The sequence below is a fragment of the Arthrobacter sp. 01T419 genome, from assembly GCF_056398865.1.
Genome location: NZ_JBFTQF010000001.1, coordinates 590,571 through 612,471, shown reverse-complemented (window position 1 = coordinate 612,471; position 21,901 = coordinate 590,571). Strand labels below are relative to the sequence as shown.

General features: G+C 64.3%; 15 protein-coding genes. 9 read left to right on the top strand and 6 right to left on the bottom strand.

The features are described from left to right. Positions 1-45 precede the first annotated feature (45 nt). Both hemL and AC1DLO_RS02840 read left to right on the top strand, forming a co-directional pair. Complete coding sequence (gene hemL / locus AC1DLO_RS02845; RefSeq protein ID WP_184736869.1) at positions 46-1,365, top strand: glutamate-1-semialdehyde 2,1-aminomutase; 1,320 nt, start codon at positions 46-48, stop codon at positions 1,363-1,365. Positions 1,366-1,431: 66 nt separating this feature from the next. Continuing rightward, positions 1,432-2,730 (top strand): glycoside hydrolase family 3 N-terminal domain-containing protein, encoded by a 1,299-nt coding sequence (locus AC1DLO_RS02840; RefSeq protein ID WP_476888727.1) that lies wholly within the window; start codon positions 1,432-1,434, stop codon positions 2,728-2,730. 106 nt (positions 2,731-2,836) lie between these two features. Here the strand turns inward: AC1DLO_RS02840 and AC1DLO_RS02835 are convergent, their stop codons facing one another. The 4 genes from AC1DLO_RS02835 to AC1DLO_RS02820 form a co-directional block, all read right to left on the bottom strand. Further along, a complete protein-coding gene (locus tag AC1DLO_RS02835; RefSeq protein WP_184736871.1) occupies positions 2,837-3,574 on the bottom strand; it encodes an amino acid ABC transporter ATP-binding protein in 738 nt (245 codons plus the stop codon). Then, entirely contained in the window at positions 3,571-4,344 is a 774-nt protein-coding gene (locus AC1DLO_RS02830; protein ID WP_221451237.1) for an amino acid ABC transporter permease, read from the bottom strand. The genes AC1DLO_RS02835 and AC1DLO_RS02830 overlap by 4 nt, the downstream gene beginning before the upstream one ends. Before the next feature lie 12 nt (positions 4,345-4,356). Then, positions 4,357-5,310: an ABC transporter substrate-binding protein gene (locus tag AC1DLO_RS02825; RefSeq protein WP_476888726.1), complete on the bottom strand. Its 954-nt coding sequence runs from the start codon at positions 5,308-5,310 to the stop codon at positions 4,357-4,359. A gap of 343 nt (positions 5,311-5,653) precedes the next feature. Continuing rightward, positions 5,654-6,364: an exonuclease domain-containing protein gene (locus AC1DLO_RS02820; RefSeq protein WP_476888725.1), complete on the bottom strand. Its 711-nt coding sequence runs from the start codon at positions 6,362-6,364 to the stop codon at positions 5,654-5,656. A gap of 88 nt (positions 6,365-6,452) precedes the next feature. Between AC1DLO_RS02820 and AC1DLO_RS02815 the strand changes: the two genes are divergently transcribed. From AC1DLO_RS02815 to AC1DLO_RS02805, 3 genes are all read left to right on the top strand, one after another. Continuing rightward, positions 6,453-6,869 (top strand): MGMT family protein, encoded by a 417-nt coding sequence (locus AC1DLO_RS02815; protein WP_184736874.1) that lies wholly within the window; start codon positions 6,453-6,455, stop codon positions 6,867-6,869. Between the two features lie 89 nt (positions 6,870-6,958). After that, positions 6,959-10,207 (top strand): ATP-dependent helicase, encoded by a 3,249-nt coding sequence (locus AC1DLO_RS02810; RefSeq protein WP_476888772.1) that lies wholly within the window; start codon positions 6,959-6,961, stop codon positions 10,205-10,207. Beyond that, on the top strand, positions 10,204-13,755 hold the full coding sequence (locus tag AC1DLO_RS02805; protein ID WP_184736877.1) for an ATP-dependent helicase: 3,552 nt from the start codon (positions 10,204-10,206) through the stop codon (positions 13,753-13,755). The genes AC1DLO_RS02810 and AC1DLO_RS02805 overlap by 4 nt, the downstream gene beginning before the upstream one ends. A 64-nt stretch (positions 13,756-13,819) precedes the next feature. On the opposite strand, the gene AC1DLO_RS02800 is transcribed toward AC1DLO_RS02805, so the two are convergent. Beyond that, positions 13,820-15,115: a macrolide 2'-phosphotransferase gene (locus AC1DLO_RS02800; RefSeq protein WP_184736879.1), complete on the bottom strand. Its 1,296-nt coding sequence runs from the start codon at positions 15,113-15,115 to the stop codon at positions 13,820-13,822. 143 nt (positions 15,116-15,258) lie between these two features. Between AC1DLO_RS02800 and nudC the strand changes: the two genes are divergently transcribed. The 3 genes from nudC to AC1DLO_RS02785 are packed head-to-tail and all read left to right on the top strand — an operon-like array spanning position 15,259 to position 19,018. Continuing rightward, positions 15,259-16,260 (top strand): NAD(+) diphosphatase, encoded by a 1,002-nt coding sequence (gene nudC / locus AC1DLO_RS02795; RefSeq protein ID WP_476888724.1) that lies wholly within the window; start codon positions 15,259-15,261, stop codon positions 16,258-16,260. Then, on the top strand, positions 16,257-18,389 hold the full coding sequence (locus AC1DLO_RS02790; protein ID WP_476888723.1) for an ATP-dependent DNA helicase UvrD2: 2,133 nt from the start codon (positions 16,257-16,259) through the stop codon (positions 18,387-18,389). Before nudC ends, AC1DLO_RS02790 begins: the two co-directional genes overlap by 4 nt. Next, the gene (locus AC1DLO_RS02785) at positions 18,389-19,018 is read left to right on the top strand and encodes a M48 metallopeptidase family protein (RefSeq protein ID WP_476888722.1); all 630 of its coding nucleotides are present in this window, start codon (positions 18,389-18,391) and stop codon (positions 19,016-19,018) included. The genes AC1DLO_RS02790 and AC1DLO_RS02785 overlap by 1 nt, the downstream gene beginning before the upstream one ends. Before the next feature lie 21 nt (positions 19,019-19,039). Here AC1DLO_RS02785 and AC1DLO_RS02780 read toward each other — a convergent pair whose 3' ends face one another. Continuing rightward, positions 19,040-20,455, bottom strand: coding sequence for a zinc-dependent metalloprotease (locus AC1DLO_RS02780; protein WP_184736888.1), 1,416 nt, complete (start codon positions 20,453-20,455; stop codon positions 19,040-19,042). 399 nt (positions 20,456-20,854) lie between these two features. On the opposite strand from AC1DLO_RS02780, the gene AC1DLO_RS02775 reads away from it, so the two are divergent. Continuing rightward, positions 20,855-21,883 (top strand): YlbL family protein, encoded by a 1,029-nt coding sequence (locus AC1DLO_RS02775; RefSeq protein WP_476888771.1) that lies wholly within the window; start codon positions 20,855-20,857, stop codon positions 21,881-21,883. Positions 21,884-21,901: the final 18 nt, after the last annotated feature.

Here is a 21,901-nt window from a genome sequence, read left to right as displayed (position 1 = left end):
CCGCCGGTGCCTGAACCGTCCCGAATCCCTGAAAGAATGGACACCATGACTTCACACACCCCTGTCTCCGACCAGCTGTTCGACCGCGCTCGCTCGCTGATGCCCGGCGGCGTCAACTCCCCGGTGCGCGCCTTCGGCTCAGTTGGCGGCACTCCGAAGTTCATGGTTTCCGCGAAGGGACCGTACCTGACCGATGCGGATGGTCGCGAGTACGTCGACCTCGTCTGCTCCTGGGGTCCGGCACTCCTGGGCCACGCGCACCCGGCCGTCCTCGACGCCGTCCACGCCGCCGTCGACCGCGGTTTGTCCTTTGGCGCGTCGACGCCGGATGAAGCAAACCTGGCCGCGATCGTCAAGGAACGCGTCTCCGCTGTGGAACGCATCCGCATGGTGTCCACGGGTACTGAGGCCACCATGACCGCCGTACGCTTGGCCCGCGGATTCACTGGCCGCAACCTGATCGTGAAGTTCGCCGGCTGCTACCACGGCCACCTCGATGGACTGCTCGCCGCGGCCGGCTCGGGCCTCGCGACCATGGCGTTGCCCGGTTCAGCCGGTGTCACTGAAGCTGCCGCTGCTGAAACCCTCGTCCTGCCGTACAACGACCTCGGCGCGGTGGAAGCCGCCTTCGCTGCGCACGGCAACAACATCGCGGCTGTCATCACGGAAGCTGCTCCCGCCAACATGGGTGTCGTCACGCCGAACGAGGGCTTCAACGCAGGGCTGTCCCGGATCACCCGCGAGCACGGCGCGCTGTTGATCCTCGACGAGGTCCTCACCGGCTTCCGCACCGGCTACGCGGGCTACTGGGGCCTCACCGGCCGTCAGGAAGGCTGGATGCCGGACCTGCTGACCTTCGGCAAGGTTATCGGTGGTGGTATGCCGACGGCGGCGCTCGGCGGGCGTGCCGACGTCATGGACTACCTTGCGCCCCTTGGCCCGGTCTACCAGGCGGGCACCTTGTCCGGGAACCCTGTAGCGATGGCCGCCGGTGTCGCCACCCTGACGCTCGCAACGCCCGAGGTCTACAGCTTCGTGGATGCCCGTTCGCTCGAACTCTCCGCGGCACTTTCATCGGCACTGGACACCGCCGGCGTGGACCACTCGATCCAGCGCGCAGGGAACCTCTTCTCGGTGGCCTTCGGTACGTCGGCCAACGGCGTGCACAACTACGCAGACGCGCAGGCCCAGGACGTCTTCCGTTATGCGCCGTTCTTCCACTCCATGCTCGACTCCGGTGTCTACCTGCCGCCGTCGGTCTTCGAAGCGTGGTTCCTGTCCGCTGCCCACGACGACGCCGCCATGAACCGGATCTTCGACGCACTTCCGGCCGCAGCCAAGGCTGCCGCGGAGGCGACTGCCTGACAAACAGCGCTTTTCCGACGTTTTGCAGCCTGCTCCTTGCACGCACCGCCGGGCCGGGAGCAGGCTGTGGGCAACGATCGAATCGACAAGGCGATGATTCATCTGCTCAAGCCGTCCAGAATTTCTCTGCTCATTCTCTTGGCCCTGGTGACAGGGGTGTTTGTAGGCGTTGCGCGCTCTGACAGTGCCGACCGCGGCTTGTTGGCGGGCGGCGTCCCGGCCCAAGAGCGGGGTGCTCCGCAGGCGGCTCCGCCACCCGAGTTTTCCAACCCACCGGCTGAGGGGTCGCCGTCTGCTTCTGTTTCGCACACTGAGCCGCCGCCCCCTCCTCACCCGACGCCGGAACAACGGCTCGCGGCCTTGACCTTGGAACAGAGGGTAGGGCAGCTGTTCATGGTGGCAGCCAAGGCCGACGGAAGCGATGCCAGAACGGTTACTGATCTCCTGAACAACCACGTGGGCAACATCTACCTCGCTGGGCGCAGCCAAGCAGGCGTCGTGGCGACGGCGTCGATCGTGGCAAAACTGAAGACTGCCGTCTCGCCTGCCTCAACCCGCGGCTTGCCGCTGTTCGTCGCGACCGACCAGGAAGGCGGCTCCGTCCAAGTCCTCAGGGGGCCCGGTTTCCTGCCCATTCCAGCGGCCTTGGAGCAGGGCAATTCGAGCCCGGAACAGCTGCGCGCCGACGCCCGGGAGTGGGGATCGGAGCTCCTGCAGGCCGGGGTGAATGTTGACCTGGCGCCCGTACTGGACACGGTTCCCAACCCTGATTTTGCTTCCTCGAACAAGCCTATTGGTGCGTTCCAGCGCGAGTACGGCTTCTCTGCGGCCGCGGTGTCCGAGCATGGGAACGCAATGGCGGCCGGGCTGCGGGACGCGGGGGTGGCACCGGTGGTCAAGCACTTCCCCGGCATGGGACGCGTCAGCTTGAATACCGACGTTAGCGCCAATGTCCGCGACTCCGAAACAACCCGGACGGATCCTTACCTGATGCCGTTCAAGGCTGCGATCGACGGCGGACTCCGATGGGTCATGATTTCGAACGCGTATTACGACAAGATTGATCCCAACCATGTAGCACCCTTCTCACCCGTTATCATGCGCACCATGTTGCGGGCCGATGCAGGGTTCACCGGAATCATCGTGTCCGACGACCTGTGCAATGCCGTCCAACTGTCGCCGTGGAGCGTGGGGGACAGGGCCACGAATTTCATCGGTGCGGGCGGCACCATGGTTTTGTGCGCGGATACTGCATCCGTTCCGGTCATGTACAACCAGGTGTTGCAGCGGGCGAAGGCCGATCTTGAATTCCGCAAAGCGGTGGATGCCGCGGCTCTGACTGTTCTCACGGTCAAGGCGGGGTAGGCCGGACGCGGGGTAGGCTGGACGCGAAAAATCCCCGGCTTCCGGGCGATTCACCACCGCATAGGTGGGTGTTTGGTCCGGGAGCCGGGGATTCTCGTTGCTCAGCCTAGAGCACGTCCGAAAGGAAGCCCTTCAGGCGATCGGTCCGCGGCTCGGTGAAGAGCTGTTCGGGCGATCCTGTCTCCACGACGACGCCCGCATCCATGAACGTCACGGTGTCCGACACGTTCCTCGAGAAGCCCATCTCGTGGGTTACCACCACCATGGTCATGCCACCCTTGGCCAGATCGGTCATGAGCGCGAGCACGCCCTTGACCAGCTCAGGGTCCAAGGCCGAGGTTGCCTCGTCGAAGAACATGACCTCGGGCTTCATGGCCAGTGCGCGGGCAATGGCTACACGCTGTTGCTGTCCACCGGAGAGGTTGGCGGGCCGGGCATCGGCTTTGTGCTTGAGTCCGACGAGGTCCAGCTGTGCCAGAGCCTCCTCACGGGCCCGCTCCTTGGACATACGGCGCAGCTTCCGCAGAGCCAGCGTGATATTTTCCGCCACGGTCTTGTGGGGGAACAGGTTGAACTGCTGGAAGACCATGCCGATCCGCCGGCGCAATTCATCTGGATTGTCCTTGAGCACCGAACGGCCATCGAGCAAGATGTCGCCCTGCTCGGGTTCGATCAGCCGGTTCATGACCCGCAGAAGCGTGGACTTGCCCGAGCCGGAAGGGCCGATCACGGAAGCCGTGGTGCCCTTCTCGACGTGCAGGTCGATCCCGCGCAGGACACGGTTGGACCCGAACGACAAGTGGATGTTCTTTGCCGTCAGCGTTCCGGAAACGAACTCGCTCATGCCTGGGCTCCCTTTCCGACGACGGCGGCAGCCTCGTCCGGTTCTTTCTTCTCTGGGCGTCCGGAGCGTAGGCGGCGGTCAATCCAGTTCACGAAGTGCGTCAACGGAATGGTCAGCGCGAGGTAGAAGATCGCCGCCGCCACGTATGGCGACAAGTTTCCACTGGTGGACGCCGCGTCTTTGCCGATTTGGAAGATCTCGCGCTCCGTGGCTACGAGGCCCAGGAGGAAGACCAAAGACGATTCCTTGATGAGGGCGATGAACTGGTTCACCAGCGCAGGCAGAACCCGCCGAACACCCTGGGGGACCACCACGAGCCGCATGGCAGGGCCGTAGCCGAACCCCAGGGCGCGCGTGGCCTCGAGTTGCCCCTTGTCCACGCTCTGGATGCCGGAGCGGAAGATCTCACCGATGTAGGCGCCTGACATCAGGGACAGCGCCGCGATAGCCATCGGATACGGGCTCGTGGAACCGGACAACTGACGGATGATCGGTCCGAAACCAAGGCCGATCACCAGAATGGTGAGGACCGGAGGGAGGCCACGCAGGATATCGGTGTACACGCGGGCGATCCACCGAGCCACCGGGTTCCGGGAGATCCCCATGAGGGCGAGCAGCATGCCGAGCACCGTACCGATGACACCGGACGTGACGGCCAAAACGAGCGTGTTCGGCAGCCCGACGGCGAACATCTTGGGAAGGACTTCGCCTATCGCCTTCCAATCAAGGAAGGTCTCGCCGAGTTGTTTGAGGATTTCCTGGAGATCCATGGAACGCCTGGGTTACTTGGCGGGGATCTGGACGGCCTTGCTGCCCGGCTTCCAGCCCTGCGGGGTCTGCTCCGCCGTGGTCGGGCGGTCCTTGTACCACTCGGCCGTCAGCTTGGTCCACGTACCGTCCGCGATCACGGCATCAAGGCCGGAGTTGAGGGCGTCGATCAGGGGCTGGTTGTCCTTGTTCACGGCCCAGGCAGTGAAGTTCTGGGTGTTGACGACCTTTTCGGCGATCTTCGTGTTGTCGCCGTCCTTGACCTGGCCGGTGGCCTGCTGCGACGGGGCGACCCAGGCGTCAACCTGGCCGCTCTTCACGTTGGCGTAAACCGTGTTGTAGTCCGGGAAGCGGACAGGCTCAAGCTTGAGCGTGTTGGTGACGTAGTCGTCCTGGACCGTTCCCTGGACAACGCCGATACGGACGCCGGACTTGAGGTCCGCGAAGCCCTTGACCTGCGAGTTGGTCTTGGTGACGACTGCCATGTAGCCGAAGTCGTAGCCATTGGTGAAGCCGACCGTTTCGCGGCGCTTGTCCGTGGTGGAGATCGATGAGGACCCGACGTCGAACTGCTTGTTCTTGACCTGGGAGAGCAGCGCGGAGAAGTCAGTGGAGGCGAACTCGACCTTGAGGCCAAGCTTGGCGCCAATGGCGCGCAGGAGCTCGTTGTCGTAGCCGGTGAACTTGCCCGAGGGGTCAATGAAGATGTTCGGCGGGGCGTCCGAGAGAGTGCCGACGCGCAGGGTGCCGTCGGTGAGGAGGCCCAGCTTGGACTTGTCGATCTTGTCCAGCGGAGTGACGTCCTTGGTGGTGTATTTGTCCAGCGTCTTCTGGTCGCTGCCTTGGAGGGCATCGGTTGGCGAGGCGCTGCCGGTGCTGCCCGCTCCGCCACCGCAGGCGGCGAGCGAGACGGCGAGGACTGCAGCCACAGGGACAGCAGAGAACCACTTCAGGGCTTTGATTTTCATCAAGCAAATCACTTTCATCGGGGAACACGCGTTCGTATCGAGACGGGCGGGGAACGCAGCCAAAGCAGGTTTGGGCCGCAATATCAGAACTCGACCCGCCAAACTTAATTATGTCATCCGCGTATTCGAGGATGAATTGACGGCGATATGGCGCTTGATTCTGAGAAACTCCGAATTAAATTCACCAATGATTGGGAATTGCCCCTGAAGTGCCGTGTCTCTGGGTATCAAAGGGGAATCCGTGACTGACGTCCAGCTGGCATTCAGGCAGCGACGGGCAATGTGACGTGCATCCCATCATGCGGACGCTGGAGAAGCGTCCAGTCCGTGGACCCTGAAGCCCCTAGAAGTCTCCGCGGCTGGCGTCTTCCGGGGGAAGCACCGGCCAGTTGCCTTCAATGACAGCCGTTGGTTTGGTTCGGCGCAGGTAGGTCTGGAAATCGGCTGCTTGGGCGGCGGCCCAATCAACCTGGAGGTGGTGCAGCTTGGAAGCGGGCATCTGCAGCTTGGGGAACTTTCCGGCCATCGCGTCAAGGACGCGCAGGGTGGCAAGGGCATCTGCGGCGGAGGTATGGGCGTTGTCCAGGTTCACGCCGTACTCCTCGCACAACGCGGTCAGGGTCCGTTTGCCCTTGCGGTACCGGTCAACCTGCTTGTTCATAACGTAGGGGTCAAGCACGGGGAAGCGGGTCAGTTGTGGAACTCCGTAGCGGGCCGATTCGGCGGCCAAGACCGTGAAGTCGTAGCTGGCGTTGAACGCAATGACCGGCACGCCGTCGTCGAACAGGTCCTGGAGTGCGGCCGCAACCTCACGCGTGACCTCTGCGGCCGGCCGGCCTTCGGCCTTCGCCTTTTCCGTGGTGATGCCGTGGATCTCGCTGGCTTCCAAGGGGATCTCTACACCGGGGTCCGCCAACCATTCAAGCTCTTTGATGATGCCGCCTTTGTCATCCACGACCGTGACGGAAGCGGTGACGATCCTCGCGGAACGGGAGTTCCGTCCCGTGGTTTCGAGGTCAAACGCGGCGCGGGGGAGGGTGTTCCAGGAGCTCATGCTTCAACGCTACCGGCGCCCTCCGACAAGAACCGGACCGACACTCCCTCTGCCGCGATACGGCGGACTATGACGATACGCTGGTGGCATGCGGATGGAGTTTGTGACGGCGGTGCTGGCCGTCGTGGATCTCATGCCGCCCGGGGTAGCCGTGTCCTATGGGGACGTTGCCGAGCTTCTGGGCTCCGGTGGTCCCCGGCAGATCGGATCCGTCATGAGTCATCACGGGAGCGCCGTGGCCTGGTGGCGCGTTCTTCGCGCCAGCGGTGAGGCTCCGCCGGGCCTCGAAGCGGAAGCGCTGCGCCACTACTTGGACGAGGGAACGCCCCTGCACGGCGCTTACGCAGACTATCTGCGGACTGGCGAAGGCCGCTGGAGGGTCAATCTGGGCGTTGCCCGGTGGGCTCCGACGGATCAGGATTTCGACTCTATCGATGTGATCTCTGAGCAACTCGAGCGTGAGCTCCATAAATTGTCGGTGCCCGATGATGAAATGACTGTGTGAGTCCAACACCGGCCCCGCAGGCGTCAAAACAGCAAGCGACAACACGGCAAACACCGCGGCAGTCCCAGTCGCGGCAGTCCTCGGCCAGATTGCGCCTGCTCCCGCCGCGTGAAGTCCATTACGCGGCGCCGCCTTTGTCCGCTGACCAGGCCGCCGTCGTCGACCTTCCGCTCGGATCCGGGCCGGTGTTGGTGCCCGGGGCGCCGGGCACCGGGAAGTCGACTGTCCTGGTGGAAGCTGCCGTCCGGCGGGTTGAGCGCGATGGCGTGGATCCCGAGCGGATCCTGATCCTGGCGCCCGGTCGTCACGCGGCGTCGGCGTTGCGGGACACCTTTACGGGGCGGCTGGACCGCAGTTTGAGTACGACGCCGGCACGCACCTGGGCGTCTTACGCTTTCGATCTGATCCGGCGCGCCAAAGCGGAGGGAGTGTTGGCGCTGCAGCGTCCTCCCAAGTTGCTTTCGGGGCCGGAACAGGACCTGATCATCAAGGAATTGCTGGAAGGGCATGCCAAACCGGGCTTTGAACTTCCGTGGCCACGGGACTTGTCAGCGGCCTTGCCGACGCGGGGATTCCGTCAGGAGATCCGCCAGCTTTTTGACCGCATCATTGAATCCGGCCGCACCGCGGAGGACCTCACGGTGCTCGCTTACGAATGCGGCCGGCCGGACTGGGTCGCCGCCGCAGACCTGTACGCCGAGTACCGCGACGTCCTGGATCTGCGCATGCCGGAGGCATTTGATCCTGCAGGAATCATTACCGCGGCGCGCCAGATTTTCCAGGATTCACCCGGATTCCTGGCCGCAGAGCGCGAGCGGCTGCAATTCATCCTGGCGGACGATATCCAGGAGGCAAATCCCGCGGTGTTTGAGCTGCTCGCAGACATCGCAGAGGGGAAAGACGTTCTGGTGACGTCCTCACCGGACACCGTAGTCCAGGGTTTCCGCGGGGCGCGTCCCGATCTTGTCGCCGAACTGCCCCGACTGCTCGGAGGTCTTGCGAATAGTGTTCACGAGCTTCCGCTCTGGCATACCCACCGGCACTTCCCCGAGGTCGCGAAAGCATGGACCGGCGTGGCTGCGCGCATTTCGCAGCGCGCGGGAGGCCAGTTGGCCCGCCGCCTGGATCCCTTGCCTGCATCGGTGGGGCCGCAGCCTGTGGGCCGGGTGGAAGCACATGTCCTTCCCTCCACAGTCCACGAATTGCGCTACGTGGCACAACGCATCCTTGAAGCTCAGCTATGTGAGAACCACGAGTTCGGTGACATCGCGGTGATCGTGCGCAACGGTGGGCAATTGGCGCAATTGCAACGCTATTTGAGCGGTCAGGGAATCCCCGTCCGCGTCCCCGTCGCGGATTCCGCTGTCCGCGACGAAGTGGCTGTTCGTCCCCTGCTCGAGGTGTACGGCGTGGTGTTGGATCCGGCCAAGCTGACGCCTGAGTCTGCGGTCTCTCTTCTGACGTCGAGGATCGGCGGGGCTACCGCGATCGAGTTGCGCCGCCTGCGGCAATCCCTGCGCCGGGAAGAACTGTTGGGCGGCGGTGGACGGTCCAGCGATGCGTTGCTGGTTGAGGCGTTGCTAGAGCCCGGGGCACTGGGTTCTTTGGGTATCGAAGGTAGCTCGGCACGGCGTTTGGCCCGCATGATCGCGGCAGGACGTCTGGCTGCCGACGAACCCGGGGCCAACGCGGAGACGGTGTTGTGGGCATTGTGGCAAGCCACCGGGCTGGCTTCGCGCTGGACGGAAACGGCGCTCGACGGCGGCGCGGCAGGCGCCCGCGCGGACCGGGACCTTGACGCCATGATGGCCCTGTTCCACACCGCCGAGCGCTATGTCGACCAGCTCCCCGGCTCCGGTCCCGAACAGTTCCTGGAGTATCTGCTCAGCCAGGAACTCCCCATGGACACTCTGGCCGCCAGGGCCCAGTTGGAGGAAGCAGTGGAGCTCATGACGCCGGCCAGCGCCGCCGGGCGGGAGTGGGCCGTGGTCATCGTCGCTGGCCTGCAGGAGGGCGTATGGCCCAACACGAGGCTCCGGGGTGAACTCCTCGGCAGTACTCTATTTGCCGATGCCGTGGAGCATGGAGTTGAACACGCCCTGCAACGGGGTCCGCTCAGCAGACTGCGGGACATCCGCTACGACGAATTACGTAGCTTCTCAACGGCCGTCTCCCGTGCGCGGGAAGTCCTCATCTGCACGGCGGTTTCTTCCGAGGACGAGCAGCAATCGGCCTTTCTCGATTACGTGGCGCCCCTCGAACCGGGACAGTACAGGCGTGAGTACACACCAGTGGACCGGCCCATGACCCTGCGCGCTTTGGTGGCCGAGCTGAGGCAGCGTGTCCAGCCGGACGACGCCGGACTTGCCCGTCCCGGCGTCGCGGGGGAGGCTGCGGAGGCTGCCCGGGTCCTTGCTCACCTTGCCACCGCAGAGCCCCCGGTGCCCGGCGCGCACCCGGATTCCTGGTGGGGATTGGCGCCACTCAGCAGCGAGGAGCCGGTGATTCCGGAAGGGGGCACGGTGTTCGTTTCTCCCTCGAAGGTGGAAACCGTACACAAATCGCCGTTGGATTGGTTCGTTCAGGCGGCGGGCGGCGAAGCCGCCACTGACTTTGCCCGGAGCCTGGGCACCTTGGTCCATGCGATCGCCCAGGAGCTGCCGGATGCTTCCGGTGCCGAGTATGTCGCGGAGCTCGTGCGCCGTTGGCCGACCCTGGGCATGAAGGACAACTGGGAGGGCAGGCTGGACTTCCAACGTGCGGAGCAGATGGTCCGGAAACTTGCACAATACGTCCTTGTCATGCGGAGCGAGGGCCGGAGCCTGGCAGGGGTCGAGCAGGACTTCGAGGTTCCGCTGCCTGAGGTGCGGCTGAACCCCGCTGCTCAGGATTCCGAGGCTGTCCGGAACGGTGTGCTTCGGGGGCAAGTGGACCGTTTGGAGATTGACGCCGAGGGCAGGCTGGTGATTGTCGACCTCAAGACGGGCAAACGCCAGCCGGGCAAAGCCGAACTCGCCAGGCACCCCCAGCTGGGTGCGTACCAGGAGGCCGTACTGCACGGGGCATTCCAGGGTCTGCCGGTTCCGGGGCTTGTTCCAGGCGGTGCCGTGCTGGCGCAGTTGGGGACCAAGACAAAGACGCCGGCGGTCCAAGTGCAGGAGCCCCTGGACCCGGGAGATAACTGGGCGCAGGACCTTGTCAGCGAAGCAGCCGTGCTCATGGCCGGAGCAAGCTTCGAAGCGCGTCACGATCCCTCAAAGGGCAGCCATGGAGGCCACGGCTGCCGACTGCCCGATATTTGCCCATTGTGCGCCAGGGGAAAGCAGGTCACAGAATGACCGTCCAGACACTTGCCGGAATCGAGGCCGGAGAGGCCGCCGAAGATGCCGCGGTATTGCCGGAACCTCGATTCTCGCCCGGCGAATTGGCCGATATCCTCGGCGAACGGAACCGTCCCACGGACGAGCAATCCGCCATCATTGCGTCACCGTTGACCCCCCGGCTGGTCATCGCCGGCGCCGGATCCGGGAAAACCGCAACCATGGCGGATCGCGTGGTGTGGCTCGTCGCGAACGGATGGGTTCGCCCTGAAGAGGTCCTTGGCGTCACCTTCACCCGCAAAGCGGCAGGGGAGCTGGCCAGTCGTATCCGCGCCAAATTGGCCACACTGCAGCGCATCGCGTCCTCGGACGACGGGCAGTACGGCTTCCCCGAGGGAGTTGCCGGCTCCGATGAACTTGAACCCAAAGTGTCCACCTACCACTCTTACGCCAGCGGAATTGTGGCCGACTACGGCCTCCGTCTGGGTATCGAACGCGATGTGGTGCTGCTGGGAGGCGCCCAGGCCTGGCAGCTTGCCACTGAAGTGGTTGAAGCGTACGACGGCGATTACGGGCACTTCACGGCCGCCAAGTCCACGCTGGTCAATGCTGTGATGCAGTTGGCCGGCGAGTGCGCCGAGCATTTGCGCGAACCGGCCGAAGTCCAGCGCTGGTTGATGGAGCGGGTGTCAGAGTTCGCACAATTGCCCTATGTTGACGGGGCGAAAAAAAACCCCACCCAAGCCGCTGGCGATCTCGGCGCGATGTTGCGCACCCGAGCCAGCGTTGCGGACATGGTGGGGCGTTACCAAGGGGCGAAGAGGAACCGGGGGGTTCTGGACTTTGGCGACCTTGTTGCGCTCGCAGCCAAGATTGCCCAGGACGTTCCCTTGGCGGCCTCCACCGAGCGGGCCCGCTACAAGGTGGTGTTGTTGGATGAATTCCAGGACACCTCGCACGCGCAGCTGGTCCTGTTCTCCCGACTGTTCGGGGGAGGGCACGCCGTCACAGCGGTGGGGGATCCCAACCAATCCATCTATGGGTTCAGGGGTGCTTCGGCAGGCCAGCTATTCCACTTCGTCCAGGAATTCCCGGTCCGGGTGGAAGACAGTTTCGGAAGAGCGTCCCTTGCAATCGCCCCTACCTCGTACCTGACAACTGCTTGGCGGAATGGACGCAATATCCTGGCCGCCGCCAATGTCATTTCGGGGCCGCTCAATAAGGCTGCCGTGAATGACGGAGCGCCGGGCGCTAGTGCCACGGACAGCTCCGTTGCAGTACCACCGCTGCAGCCGAGCCCAGCGGCCGTGGACGGCAATGTCGTTCTCGGGCGCTTTGCCACGGACGAAGATGAGGCCACAGCGATTGCCTTGGACGTCCACCGGTACCGGCGCACAGTCTTCGAAACGGCAGCTGACGGCGCACCGGTTTCGCCAACCATGGCAGTACTCTGCCGCCGTCGGGCACAGATGGAATGCTTGAGGCGCGAATTCGAGGTCCAGGGGATTCCGTACGAAATAGTCGGCCTCGGCGGTCTGCTCGATACTCCTGAAGTAGTGGACCTCGTGGCGGCCCTCCGCGTCTTGGCCGATCCCGGCCGCTCGGACGCCTTGATGCGTCTGCTGGCAGGCGCCCGGTGGAGGATTGGTACTGCCGACCTCATGGCGTTCCGCGACTGGTCTCAGTTCCTGGCCAGACGGCGCTCCCAAGGCGGTGTGTACGACGGGGACGGAGCGGACCACGATGCCTTCGGGACGGACGAAAGCCTCGCGGAGACCGTGGTGGAAAGCGACATCACGGATGCGGCGAGCCTTGTTGAGGCGCTGGACTTCTTGCCCCGCCCGGGATGGACCTCAGGCCACGGCCGCTCCCTCAGCGCATTGGCTTTGGAACGTCTTGGCCGCCTTTCTGCGGAACTTCGGAACCTCCGTGGATTCATCGGGGATGATCTCTCCACCCTCCTCGGCGAGGTGGAACGCGCCATGTTGCTTGACATTGAAGTCGCGGCGAAGCCCGGCACGAGTATCCACCAGGCTCGTCGGAACCTGGACGCGTTCCACGATGCTGCTGCGAGCTTCCTGCAGACCTCACAACGCGTGGATCTACTGGCCTTCCTGGGGTGGCTTGAAGCGGCCGCATCAGAAGAAGGCGGACTGGACATGGCCGATGCCGAGGTGAACCACGAGGCCGTGCAACTTCTGACGGTTCACGCTTCCAAAGGTTTGGAATGGGACGTTGTCTTCGTCCCCGGTCTCAATGCCGGGGCCTTCCCGAGCAGCCGGGACTCGCGATGGAGCAGCGGAACTGCGGCACTGCCATGGCCTCTCCGCGGTGACCGGGCAGACCTCCCTCAGTGGGACCTGGACCAACCGGACCAGAAAGGCTGGCTGGATGCCGAGAAGGACTTCAAATCAGAGGTTCAGCACCACGGCGAGGCTGAAGAACGGCGACTCGCCTACGTTGCCTACACTCGTGCAAAGTTCGTCCTGTGGGCATCGAGCGCCGCGTGGAACGGCTCCCGCGCGGGGATTGCCGAGACGTCGCCCTTCCTTGCCGAGTTGGCATGTCTGGCTGACCAATCAGGCGACGACGCCGGCGGAGCATCGGCCGCTGCCATTCACCCGCAGTCGCTCAGTGAAGACGCGCTGCCCATTGAGAGCCCCCTGACGGTCGGCACAGAAGTTGCTCTCTTCCCCTATGATCCCCTCGAAGGTCCCAGCGATCCTCGTACAGGAGATCGGCTCCGGTTGGTACCGGGCCGACGGGCTGCCATGGAGGCCGCGGCAGCCCGGGTCAGGGAAGCCATCGAGGGGCTCCCATCGGATGCGCCGTTGGTCATCAATTCCTCGTTGCCTGGTGCTCCGCGCCACCCCTCCGCCCAACAGCTACGAGGCGCGGCTGCTGGCTGGGCCGCCGAAGCGGAGCTGTTGTTGGAACGGCAGCTGCGACGGAAGCCGGTTCAGGACGTTCACCTGCCGGGGCATATTTCGGCATCAATGTTCGTCGATCTTGGAAACGATCCTGCTGCCGTCCTTGCCCAGCTACGGCGGCCCGTGCCGCGGCAACCCGGGATTTCGGCCCGTAAGGGCACCGCGTTCCATTCGTGGGTGGAGGACTACTTCGGAACCACCGGGATGCTGGACCTCGACGAGGCGCCCGGCTCTGACTCCCACATTGACGAGGCGTATGGACTAGACGACATGGTGGCAACGTTTGTCACCTCCGAATGGGCACACCGTGCCCCGGCCTTCGTCGAGGTTCCTGTAGAGACGCGGATTGGGGACGTCGTGGTGCGGGGCCGGATCGACGCTGTTTTTCAGGGGGCGGACGGCATCTGGGACCTAGTGGACTGGAAGACGGGCAAGCGGCCGGCTGGCCGCCAGCTGAAGACCCGGGCCTTGCAGCTTGCCGTGTACCGGCTGGCGTGGGCGCGCCTCAAGGGCATCCCGTTGGAGCAAGTCAGCGCAGCGTTCTACTACGTAGCCGATGACGCCGTGGTGAGGCCACATGATCTGGGCACGGCAGACGAACTGGAGAACATCATCGCTTCCGCGCTGGGTAACTAAGGCCGCGCGAACTCGCTAAGACCGCCCTGGTCGCCCGCTGAAACCAACTAGCGATGGAAACCAGCTAGCGGTCCTTGGCGTCCTGCAAAGGAGCGGGCTCCACTACCTCGAGGGCCGTCGTCGAGGTGTCGTCTGATTCGGAGGGCGCCTCCGGCGTCGGGTCGCTCCCGCCCGCTGAAACTGCGGCAGGCTCTAAGGCGGGTCCGTCCGAAGCGGCCTTATCCGAGGCGGGGCGGTCCACAGCGGCTTCGACCAAGGGCTCAACGGTGACTGGCGGGGTGATGGCGCTTGTTTCCTGTGCGTTCGTCGGGACTGCGGTCGTCGGGACTGTGGTCGTCGGGACGGCTTCCGGAATGGCTGTCACACTCACCGCAGGCTTTGCCAGGCCGTCATCGGAAGCGGCGAGCTCCGCAGCTGCGGCCTCGGCTTCTTCTGCGGCCAGTGCGTTTTGTTCCTCGATGTCGTCGGCAAGGGATGTGAGCATGCCCTCGGCTTCGGCAGTCATGTCATTGTGGCCCGCAGCCATGGCCTTGACGAGGTACTGGGCCAGGGCGAATTCGGCGAGAAGTGCGGAGCGACGCAGCAGGTGTTCGTCCGGCGTGTCCCGTCGGGCTTCCGTGTAGTGCCGGAGCACGGACTCTACAAACTTCTGTTCGTTTGACGCCACGAGCCAGGCGAAGTCATCGGCGGGATCGCCGATGCGCAGATCGGTCCACCCTGTCAGGGCAGCGACGCTGTCGCCGTCGATCAGTAGATTGTCTTCGTGGAGGTCGCCGTGGACCACGCACGGATTGAAGCGCCACAGCGCCACGTCCTCGAGCGCGTGCTCCCAGCGACGCAGCAGGGAGGGCGGAATCTTGCCCGTGGTGGCGGCTTGGTCCAGCTCATTCAGCTTGCGCTGGCGGAATTCGTTGGCGGTATAGCTGGGAAGATCCGCGTTGTTGACGAGCGACTGGGGGAGATCGTGGACCGCTGCCAGTGCCGCGCCGATCTCCTTGGCCAACGCATCATTGCAGGCGGACAGCTCTTCGATGCTGCGCGTGGCCCCCGCCAAATGGGCGTAAACAAATGTGCTCAGCGCACCTTGGCGCACGGTTCCGGCCACAGTGGGCATCAGAAAGGGCAGCTCGGCCCTGATCGCCGGCGCGAAGGCACGGAGAATCATGAATTCGGTCTCGAGCCGGGCGCTGGCTTCCGGATGCCGTGGTGAACGGACGCGCCAACGCTTGCCCTCCGAGTCCAGCAGAAGCGCCGAATCGAAATCGGCAGCATCATCCGGGGCGGAGGCGGCAGCCGTCGGCGTCAGGCCGGGCACCGCCGCAGTTGCTACAGCGGCCAGTTCGAACGGTGTTCTTCTCACGTGTTCCACGGTAGATTGACAAGCGCCTCTGGGAGCGATGCAGTACGGCGAGTCTTGAGATCCGCGAGAAAACAGCATGCAGGAGCGTGGATCGCAGGTGGATCCAAATGTTATTTGTCGGTGCGAGTCAGTACGGTAGGTACATGAGTTTCACCGAGTTCCAGGCGCCGGCAAACCACCTTATCGATACCGTTCTTCCGGTGCGCCCTGCCATGGTTGACCGGGGATCGGCCGAACGCATGAAGCCCGGCATGCTGGACGAAGTGATCTCTTCGGGCGCTGCCAAGGCCATGGTGCTGTCGCAGCGCCAGGCGCTCGTGGTGGGTGAGAAGCTGTGGCTGGGTGATGCTGCGCCTCTCCTTGAAACCCTTCAAGCAGCCGGCGGACCGCTCACTGCGATTTATCTCGGCCGGACCCTTGCCCCTTCGTCCGGCCAGCCTTCGTCTGTCCCGGCGCAAACACCCATCGTCCTCTTCGTGCCGGGCGAGCCATCTGCCCCCGGAACTGCGGGTCTTCCGGCCGAAGGCACCTGGACGGGATTCCGGGAGATCGCTTCCCGCCTCGATGCCACGGATACCGCCTTGTTCGTTGAAGCGAGTGCCATTTCCAATTGGCATGCCACCCATACACACTGCCCGCAATGCGGAGCACCTACCGTCATCGAGGCCGGGGGCTGGGTGCGTCGATGCCCGCGGGATAATTCGGAACACTACCCCAGGACAGACCCTGCCATCATCGTCACGGTGGTCGGTTCTGACGGCCGGCTGCTGCTGGGAGGAGGCGGGCCGGTAGACGCGAAGAACTACTCCACTTTGGCAGGATTTGTTGAACCCGGGGAATCACTTGAGCAGGCCGTGGTGAGGGAGATCGCGGAAGAGGTAGGTGTGCGGGTCACCGCTTGCCAGTACCTCGGCTCGCAGTCGTGGCCGTTCCCGGCCTCGCTTATGCTCGGGTTCACCGCGACGACGGACGACGTCGAAGCCCGGCCCGACGGCGTCGAGGTCACCCGTGCGCGCTGGTTCAGCCGCGCGGAGCTCCAGGCAGCCGTGCTCAGTGGCGAGATTACGATCTCCACCCGGCTCTCGATTGCGCGTTCCCTGATCGAGCACTGGTACGGCGGCGTCATCGAGGACCTCCAGCAGTGACAGACGGCATCTTCGGCGACACCGTTTCACTCGAGGACCGGATTCTCGGCGGCCTCGATGCCGAGCAGCGGGAAGTCGCCAGCAACCTCAATGGACCCATGTGCGTCCTCGCCGGAGCGGGTACGGGAAAAACCCGGGCCATCACGCACCGCATCGCTTATGGTGTCCACTCCGGGGTCTACAGCCCACAGCGACTCCTGGCCGTCACCTTCACCTCCCGGGCCGCAGCCGAGATGCGCAGCCGGCTGAGGGATCTCGGCGTCGGAAGCGTCCAAGCACGCACCTTTCACGCCGCTGCGCTCAGGCAACTACAGTTCTTCTGGCCGCAGGCGATCGGCGGCGTCCTGCCAAACTTGCTGGATCATAAGGCGAACATGATCGCCGAAGCGGCGCGGCGGCTCCGCCTGAGTACCGATCGCGCTTCCATCCGTGACCTTGCGGCCGAGATCGAGTGGGCCAAGGTTTCCATGCTGACGCCGGCCAACTATCTTGAGAACGCCCACGGCCGCGGCACTCCGGGAGGCTTCGACTTGACCGCGGTCGCGCGGGTCTTCCAGTCATACGAGGACGTGAAGACGGACCGCAACGTGATCGATTTCGAGGACGTCTTGTTGATCACGGTAGGCATCCTTCAGGAAGACCCGAAAGTGGCAGCCACCGTCCGTGAGCAGTACCGGCACTTTGTGGTGGACGAATATCAGGACGTTTCTCCGTTGCAACAGCGGCTCTTGGAGCTGTGGCTTGGCGGCCGCGACGAACTCTGCGTGGTGGGCGACGCCAGCCAGACCATCTACTCTTTCACGGGCGCTTCCCCAAAGCATCTCCTTGGATTCAAGGGGCAGTACCCCTCGGCGACAGTCGTGAAGCTGGTTCGTGACTACCGCTCCACGCCCCAAGTGGTGAAGCTGGCCAATGATCTCCTCGGATCCCGGCGAAGCGGTGGGACGGTGGCGGATGCTGCCTGGGCAAAGCCCCTGCAGCTGGTGGCGCAGCGTCCAACTGGACCGGAACCACGGTTCATGGAATGCCCCGATGACGAGGCAGAGGCCGCGGTGGTCGCCGGCCGGATTCGGGAACTGATCGACGCCGGCACCAAGGCGAGCGAGATCGCTGTGCTCTTCCGCACCAACGGACAGTCGGAAGCCTACGAACAAGCCCTCGCTTCGGCGGGCATCGGCTACCAACTGCGGGGCGGTGAGCGCTTCTTCGCCCGCAAGGAAGTCCGGGATGCCATCCTCCAGTTGCGCGCTGCCACGCGAGCAGTGGCCGAGGACTCCGCCAAAGAACCTCTCGGCCAACTGGTCCGGGACATCGTGGCTTCGCTCGGCTACACGGACGCTGCTCCGCACAGCGGTGGAGCCCTGCGCGAACGCTGGGAGTCATTGGCGGCCCTGGTGGCACTCGCGGACGAACTCGCCATTAGCCGCGGGCCGGAATTCACTTTGATGGAATTCGTCAACGAACTCCAGGAACGTTCAGTGGCCCAGCACGCCCCAACGGTCCAGGGCGTTACCCTCGCTTCGCTGCACGCCGCGAAGGGCCTGGAATGGGACGCCGTGTTCCTGGTGGGCTTGAGCGAGGGACTTATGCCTATTTCCTTCGCCGACACTCCCGAGAGCGTGGACGAGGAACGCCGCTTGCTGTACGTCGGGATCACCAGAGCACGCGAACACCTGACTCTGTCCTGGTCCACCGCCCGTACGCCTGGTGGCCGCGCAAACCGTAAGCCGTCGCGCTTCCTTGACGGACTGCGCCCCGATTCGGTGCTCGGGGCCAGCGCCCGCAGCCGCGCGACACCGCGGCGCAAGGCGGCAGCACCGGCGTCGTGCAGGGTGTGCGGCACCATGCTCGCCACCGGCGCTGAACGTAAAGTAGGTCGGTGCAGCCAGTGCCCGCCCACGTACGAGGAGCAGACGTTTGAGGCTTTGCGGCAATGGCGGAAGGACGAGGCCTTGAGCAATGAGGTTCCCGCTTATGTGGTCTTCACCGACGCGACGTTGACTGCCATCGCCGAGGCGCGGCCTTCTTCGCTTGAGGAGTTGGCGAAGCTCGCGGGAGTCGGGCCTTCCAAGCTGGAAAAGTATGGCGAAGCCGTGCTGGCAGTCCTGGTCGAGAACGGGTCCGCCTAGTGGCGCAGCGCGCGGGCCAGCCCGCTTTGGCGTCGACCACCGACGACGGCGTGCCCGTCGTCGTTCGTCGCTCGGCCCGCCGCCGTCGTACTGTTGCGGCGTTCTGGGAAGACGGGAACGCGGTAGTTGCGATCCCCGCCCACTTCACGAAGGCACAAGAGGGCGAATGGGTCCGGCGGATGCTGGACAAGCTCAAGCGTCAGGGGGAGAGAGGGGCGCAGGGCGCCGGCAAGAGACGTCCCGCGAGCGATGCTGCGCTTGCCAGTCATGCCGCCGGACTGTCGTCGAAATATCTGGGCGGACGTGCCAAACCGACGTCGGTCCGCTGGGTCAACAACCAGAAGTCACGGTGGGGTTCAGCAACACCGGCGGACGGGACCATCCGCCTTTCGGACAAGCTCAGGGCCATGCCGCAGTGGGTGATCGACTATGTTTTGCTCCACGAACTCGCGCACCTGCTGGTGGCTGGACACAACGCCGCGTTTTGGCGCTTGCTGGAGGCATACCCTGAGACGCAGCGGGCCAAGGCCTTCCTGGAGGGGGTCTCCTTTGCGACGTCGCGGGGGCTTGGACCGGACGCAGAAGGCGCCGACGCTCCAGCCGAGGGCTGGGACGCCGACGCCATCTAGGCCTCTGCCAGGAATGGTTTGCTAGGGAGCGTCTCCATCTTCCGGCTTCGGAGCCTCCGGGTTGCTTTCAGTGTTCTCCTCATCCTTCGGAGCGTCGTAACCACCCTCAAGGAGCTTCTGCAGGGCGTCGTCCACCTCAGTATCGCTGGCTTCGGCCAGGCGGCGCCGTTCGGTGAAGCCCGTGGGATCGTCCAGATCGTGGGCTGTGGGGAGCAAATCGGGGTGATGCCAGATGGCGTCACGGCCTGCGATTCCACGTTCGTCCTTCAGCGCGGCCCACAGGGTGGCGGCTTCGCGCAGGCGCCGTGGGCGCAGTTCCAGTCCTACCAGTGAGGAGAACGCGTGTTCCGCGGGTCCTCCGGTGGCGCGGCGTCGACGCACCGTTTCCCGGAGTGCGACGGCGGAGGGCAGCACTTTCTCGGTAGCCGCTGCGGTGAGTTCATCCACCCAGCCCTCAACAAGCGCCAGGGCCGTTTCGAGTTTCTCCAGGGCCGCCGATTGTTCGGGGGTCCGTTCGGGCGTGAACACGCCTTGGGACAGGGCTTCTTGGATGCCCTCGGGGTTGCCGGGATCGAGATCGCGGGCGAGGTCCTCGACGCGCGACATGTCGATGTGGATGCCGCGCGCATAGGCCTCGATGGCGCCGAGGAGGTGGCCCCTCAGCCAAGGAACCTGCACGAACAGGCGGGCATGCGCGGCTTCGCGGACGGCGAGGAACAGCCGGACATCGTTCTCCGGGATGCTCAGGCCTTCGCCGAATTTGGCCACATTGGCCGGTAGCAGGGCCATTTCGAGATCGGCGAGCGGAACACCGATATCGGTTGAACTGACTACCTCGGCGGACAGGGCGCCGATCGCCTGGCCCAGTTGCATGCCGAAGATGGCTCCGCCCATGTTCTGCAACATGGAGGAGGTGCCGCCCATCATGGCCTTCATTTCTTCCGGCATCTGCTGGGTCAATGCGTCCGAGAGCGCGTTGGCGATGCTGTTGGCAACCGGCTCGGTGAGCCGTTTCCAAGTGGCCAGGGTGGCTTCTACCCATTCGGCGCGGGACCAGGCACGGCCGATCAGGCCCGTTGCTTGAAGGTCGGTGACCTGATCCAACCAGAGTTCCGCTAGCCGTAGCGCCTCGTCGACTTCGCGGGTCTGCAGGGCGTTCACCGACGGATCCGTGCTGGCAGCGGCGACGCGGCGGGCGTTTTCGTGGGCGAGCTGCCAATTGACAGGGCCCTCGGACGTGGAGCTCATCATGGCCTGCACTTGGGCAAACATTTGTTGCAGCATATTGGGGTCGTTCGGCAGCCCCGCGGCCTTCGCCAATTCGGCGGGGTCGATGTTGCCCATGCCTTGCCCGCCCATCAGGTTCTTCAGCATTTCTGCCAGGGGATCCTGGGGTGAATCGTCTCCATTGGAGGGGGTATTGGGGTTGGAGGTCATGGTGCCGCCGATCGTCGATGTGACTGGTGATCACTTTCAAGGTACCGCGATGCCCGGGGGCTGTCTGCCTCTGGAACGCGTCGTTCGCTCTAGGCAAAGCACGCCTGGCTGGCACAACAAGTAGGGTGGATCGTTGGTATGTTTATGGGCCTCCACCCTGAGGGGCCGAAACGGTAGCGTTAGGCACAGGTTCCTGCGCGGAGAGGTCTTTCATTGACTAGTTTGCCGAGTCCCGGAGCGTCCGGGGAACCCGGACAGCCCCTCGGCCCCTCCCGCTCGCACGAAGCCCCGACGTCGCACGACCCTTCGCAGGCGCAAGAAGCGGAATCGCGGGAGCCGGAGCAGGATCAGCCCCATGCGCCGGAGCCGTCCCGGCGGCGCGACGGTCGGTACTTCGCCATGCTGGTCTCCGGCGCCCTGACCATTGTGTTGGGAGTGGCCGCCGCTGCCCTCCCCGTTCCTTACGTGGTGGAATCGCCGGGGCCGACGTTCAACACCCTGGGCACAGACCACAACAAACCGGTCATTAGCATCACTGGCCATCAGACCTTCCCCGCCAAGGGAAACCTGGACCTGACCACCGTGTACATCAACGGTGGCCCCAATGGACCGGTGAGTATTTTCGAGGCGTTCCAGGCCTGGCTGGATGGTTCCAAAGCCGTGTACCCCGAAGAACTGCTCTACCCGAAAGGCGTCACCAAGCAGCAGTCCGAACAGGAAAGCGCGCTTGCCATGACCACCTCGCAAGAGAATGCGGTTGCTTCGGCGCTCCAGGAAGAGAACATTCCGTACCAGCAGAAACTTGAAGTCGCAGGTTTGTCCGACGGCTCGGCCTCCGAAGGCAAACTCCAAACCGGAGACGTTTTTACCTCGATCAACGGCAAGGCCGTCACGTCCCTCAACGTCATCCAAACCGCACTGGCCGACGGCGCGGGCGCGCCTGCCGTCGTCGTCGTCGATCGCAAGGGCACACCGGTGACCGTGAACATCGCGCCGGGTAAAAGTTCAAACGGCCGCTACATCCTCGGAGTGATGTTGCAGTACAAGTTCACCTTCCCGTTCGACGTCAAGATCTCCTTGGACCAGGTGGGAGGACCGAGCGCGGGCATGATGTTTGCCCTGGGAATCATCGACAGCATCACTCCCGGAGACCTCACGGGTGGCAAGCATGTGGCCGGAACCGGAACGATTTCGCCCGACGGGACCGTGGGACCTATTGGCGGAATCGCCCAGAAAATGCGGGGAGCCCGTAACGGAGGCGCCACGCTTTTCCTCGCGCCGGCAGCCAATTGCGACGAAGTCGTGGGGCATATTCCGGATGGCCTGCAAGTGGTCAAAGTGGGGACCCTTGCGGAAGCAAAGTCGGCCGTGGAACGACTCGCCTCTGGACAGGACATGTCCCGGCTTCCGGCTTGCTCCAACAACTAGACTGACGATGGAACTTAG

What these genes read in the sequence shown, in the direction of transcription:
- AC1DLO_RS02820 (WP_476888725.1), bottom strand. Translation starts at nt 6,364, where the DNA reads ATGAGCTCCTGGAACACCCTCCCCCGCGCCGCGTTTGACCTCGAAACC.
- AC1DLO_RS02775 (WP_476888771.1), top strand. Translation starts at nt 20,855, where the DNA reads ATGCTGGTCTCCGGCGCCCTGACCATTGTGTTGGGAGTGGCCGCCGCT.
- AC1DLO_RS02780 (WP_184736888.1), bottom strand. Translation starts at nt 20,455, where the DNA reads ATGACCTCCAACCCCAATACCCCCTCCAATGGAGACGATTCACCCCAG.
- AC1DLO_RS02815 (WP_184736874.1), top strand. Translation starts at nt 6,453, where the DNA reads ATGCGGATGGAGTTTGTGACGGCGGTGCTGGCCGTCGTGGATCTCATG.
- AC1DLO_RS02825 (WP_476888726.1), bottom strand. Translation starts at nt 5,310, where the DNA reads ATGAAAATCAAAGCCCTGAAGTGGTTCTCTGCTGTCCCTGTGGCTGCA.
- hemL (WP_184736869.1), top strand. Translation starts at nt 46, where the DNA reads ATGACTTCACACACCCCTGTCTCCGACCAGCTGTTCGACCGCGCTCGC.
- AC1DLO_RS02835 (WP_184736871.1), bottom strand. Translation starts at nt 3,574, where the DNA reads ATGAGCGAGTTCGTTTCCGGAACGCTGACGGCAAAGAACATCCACTTG.
- AC1DLO_RS02805 (WP_184736877.1), top strand. Translation starts at nt 10,204, where the DNA reads ATGACCGTCCAGACACTTGCCGGAATCGAGGCCGGAGAGGCCGCCGAA.
- nudC (WP_476888724.1), top strand. Translation starts at nt 15,259, where the DNA reads ATGAGTTTCACCGAGTTCCAGGCGCCGGCAAACCACCTTATCGATACC.
- AC1DLO_RS02830 (WP_221451237.1), bottom strand. Translation starts at nt 4,344, where the DNA reads ATGGATCTCCAGGAAATCCTCAAACAACTCGGCGAGACCTTCCTTGAT.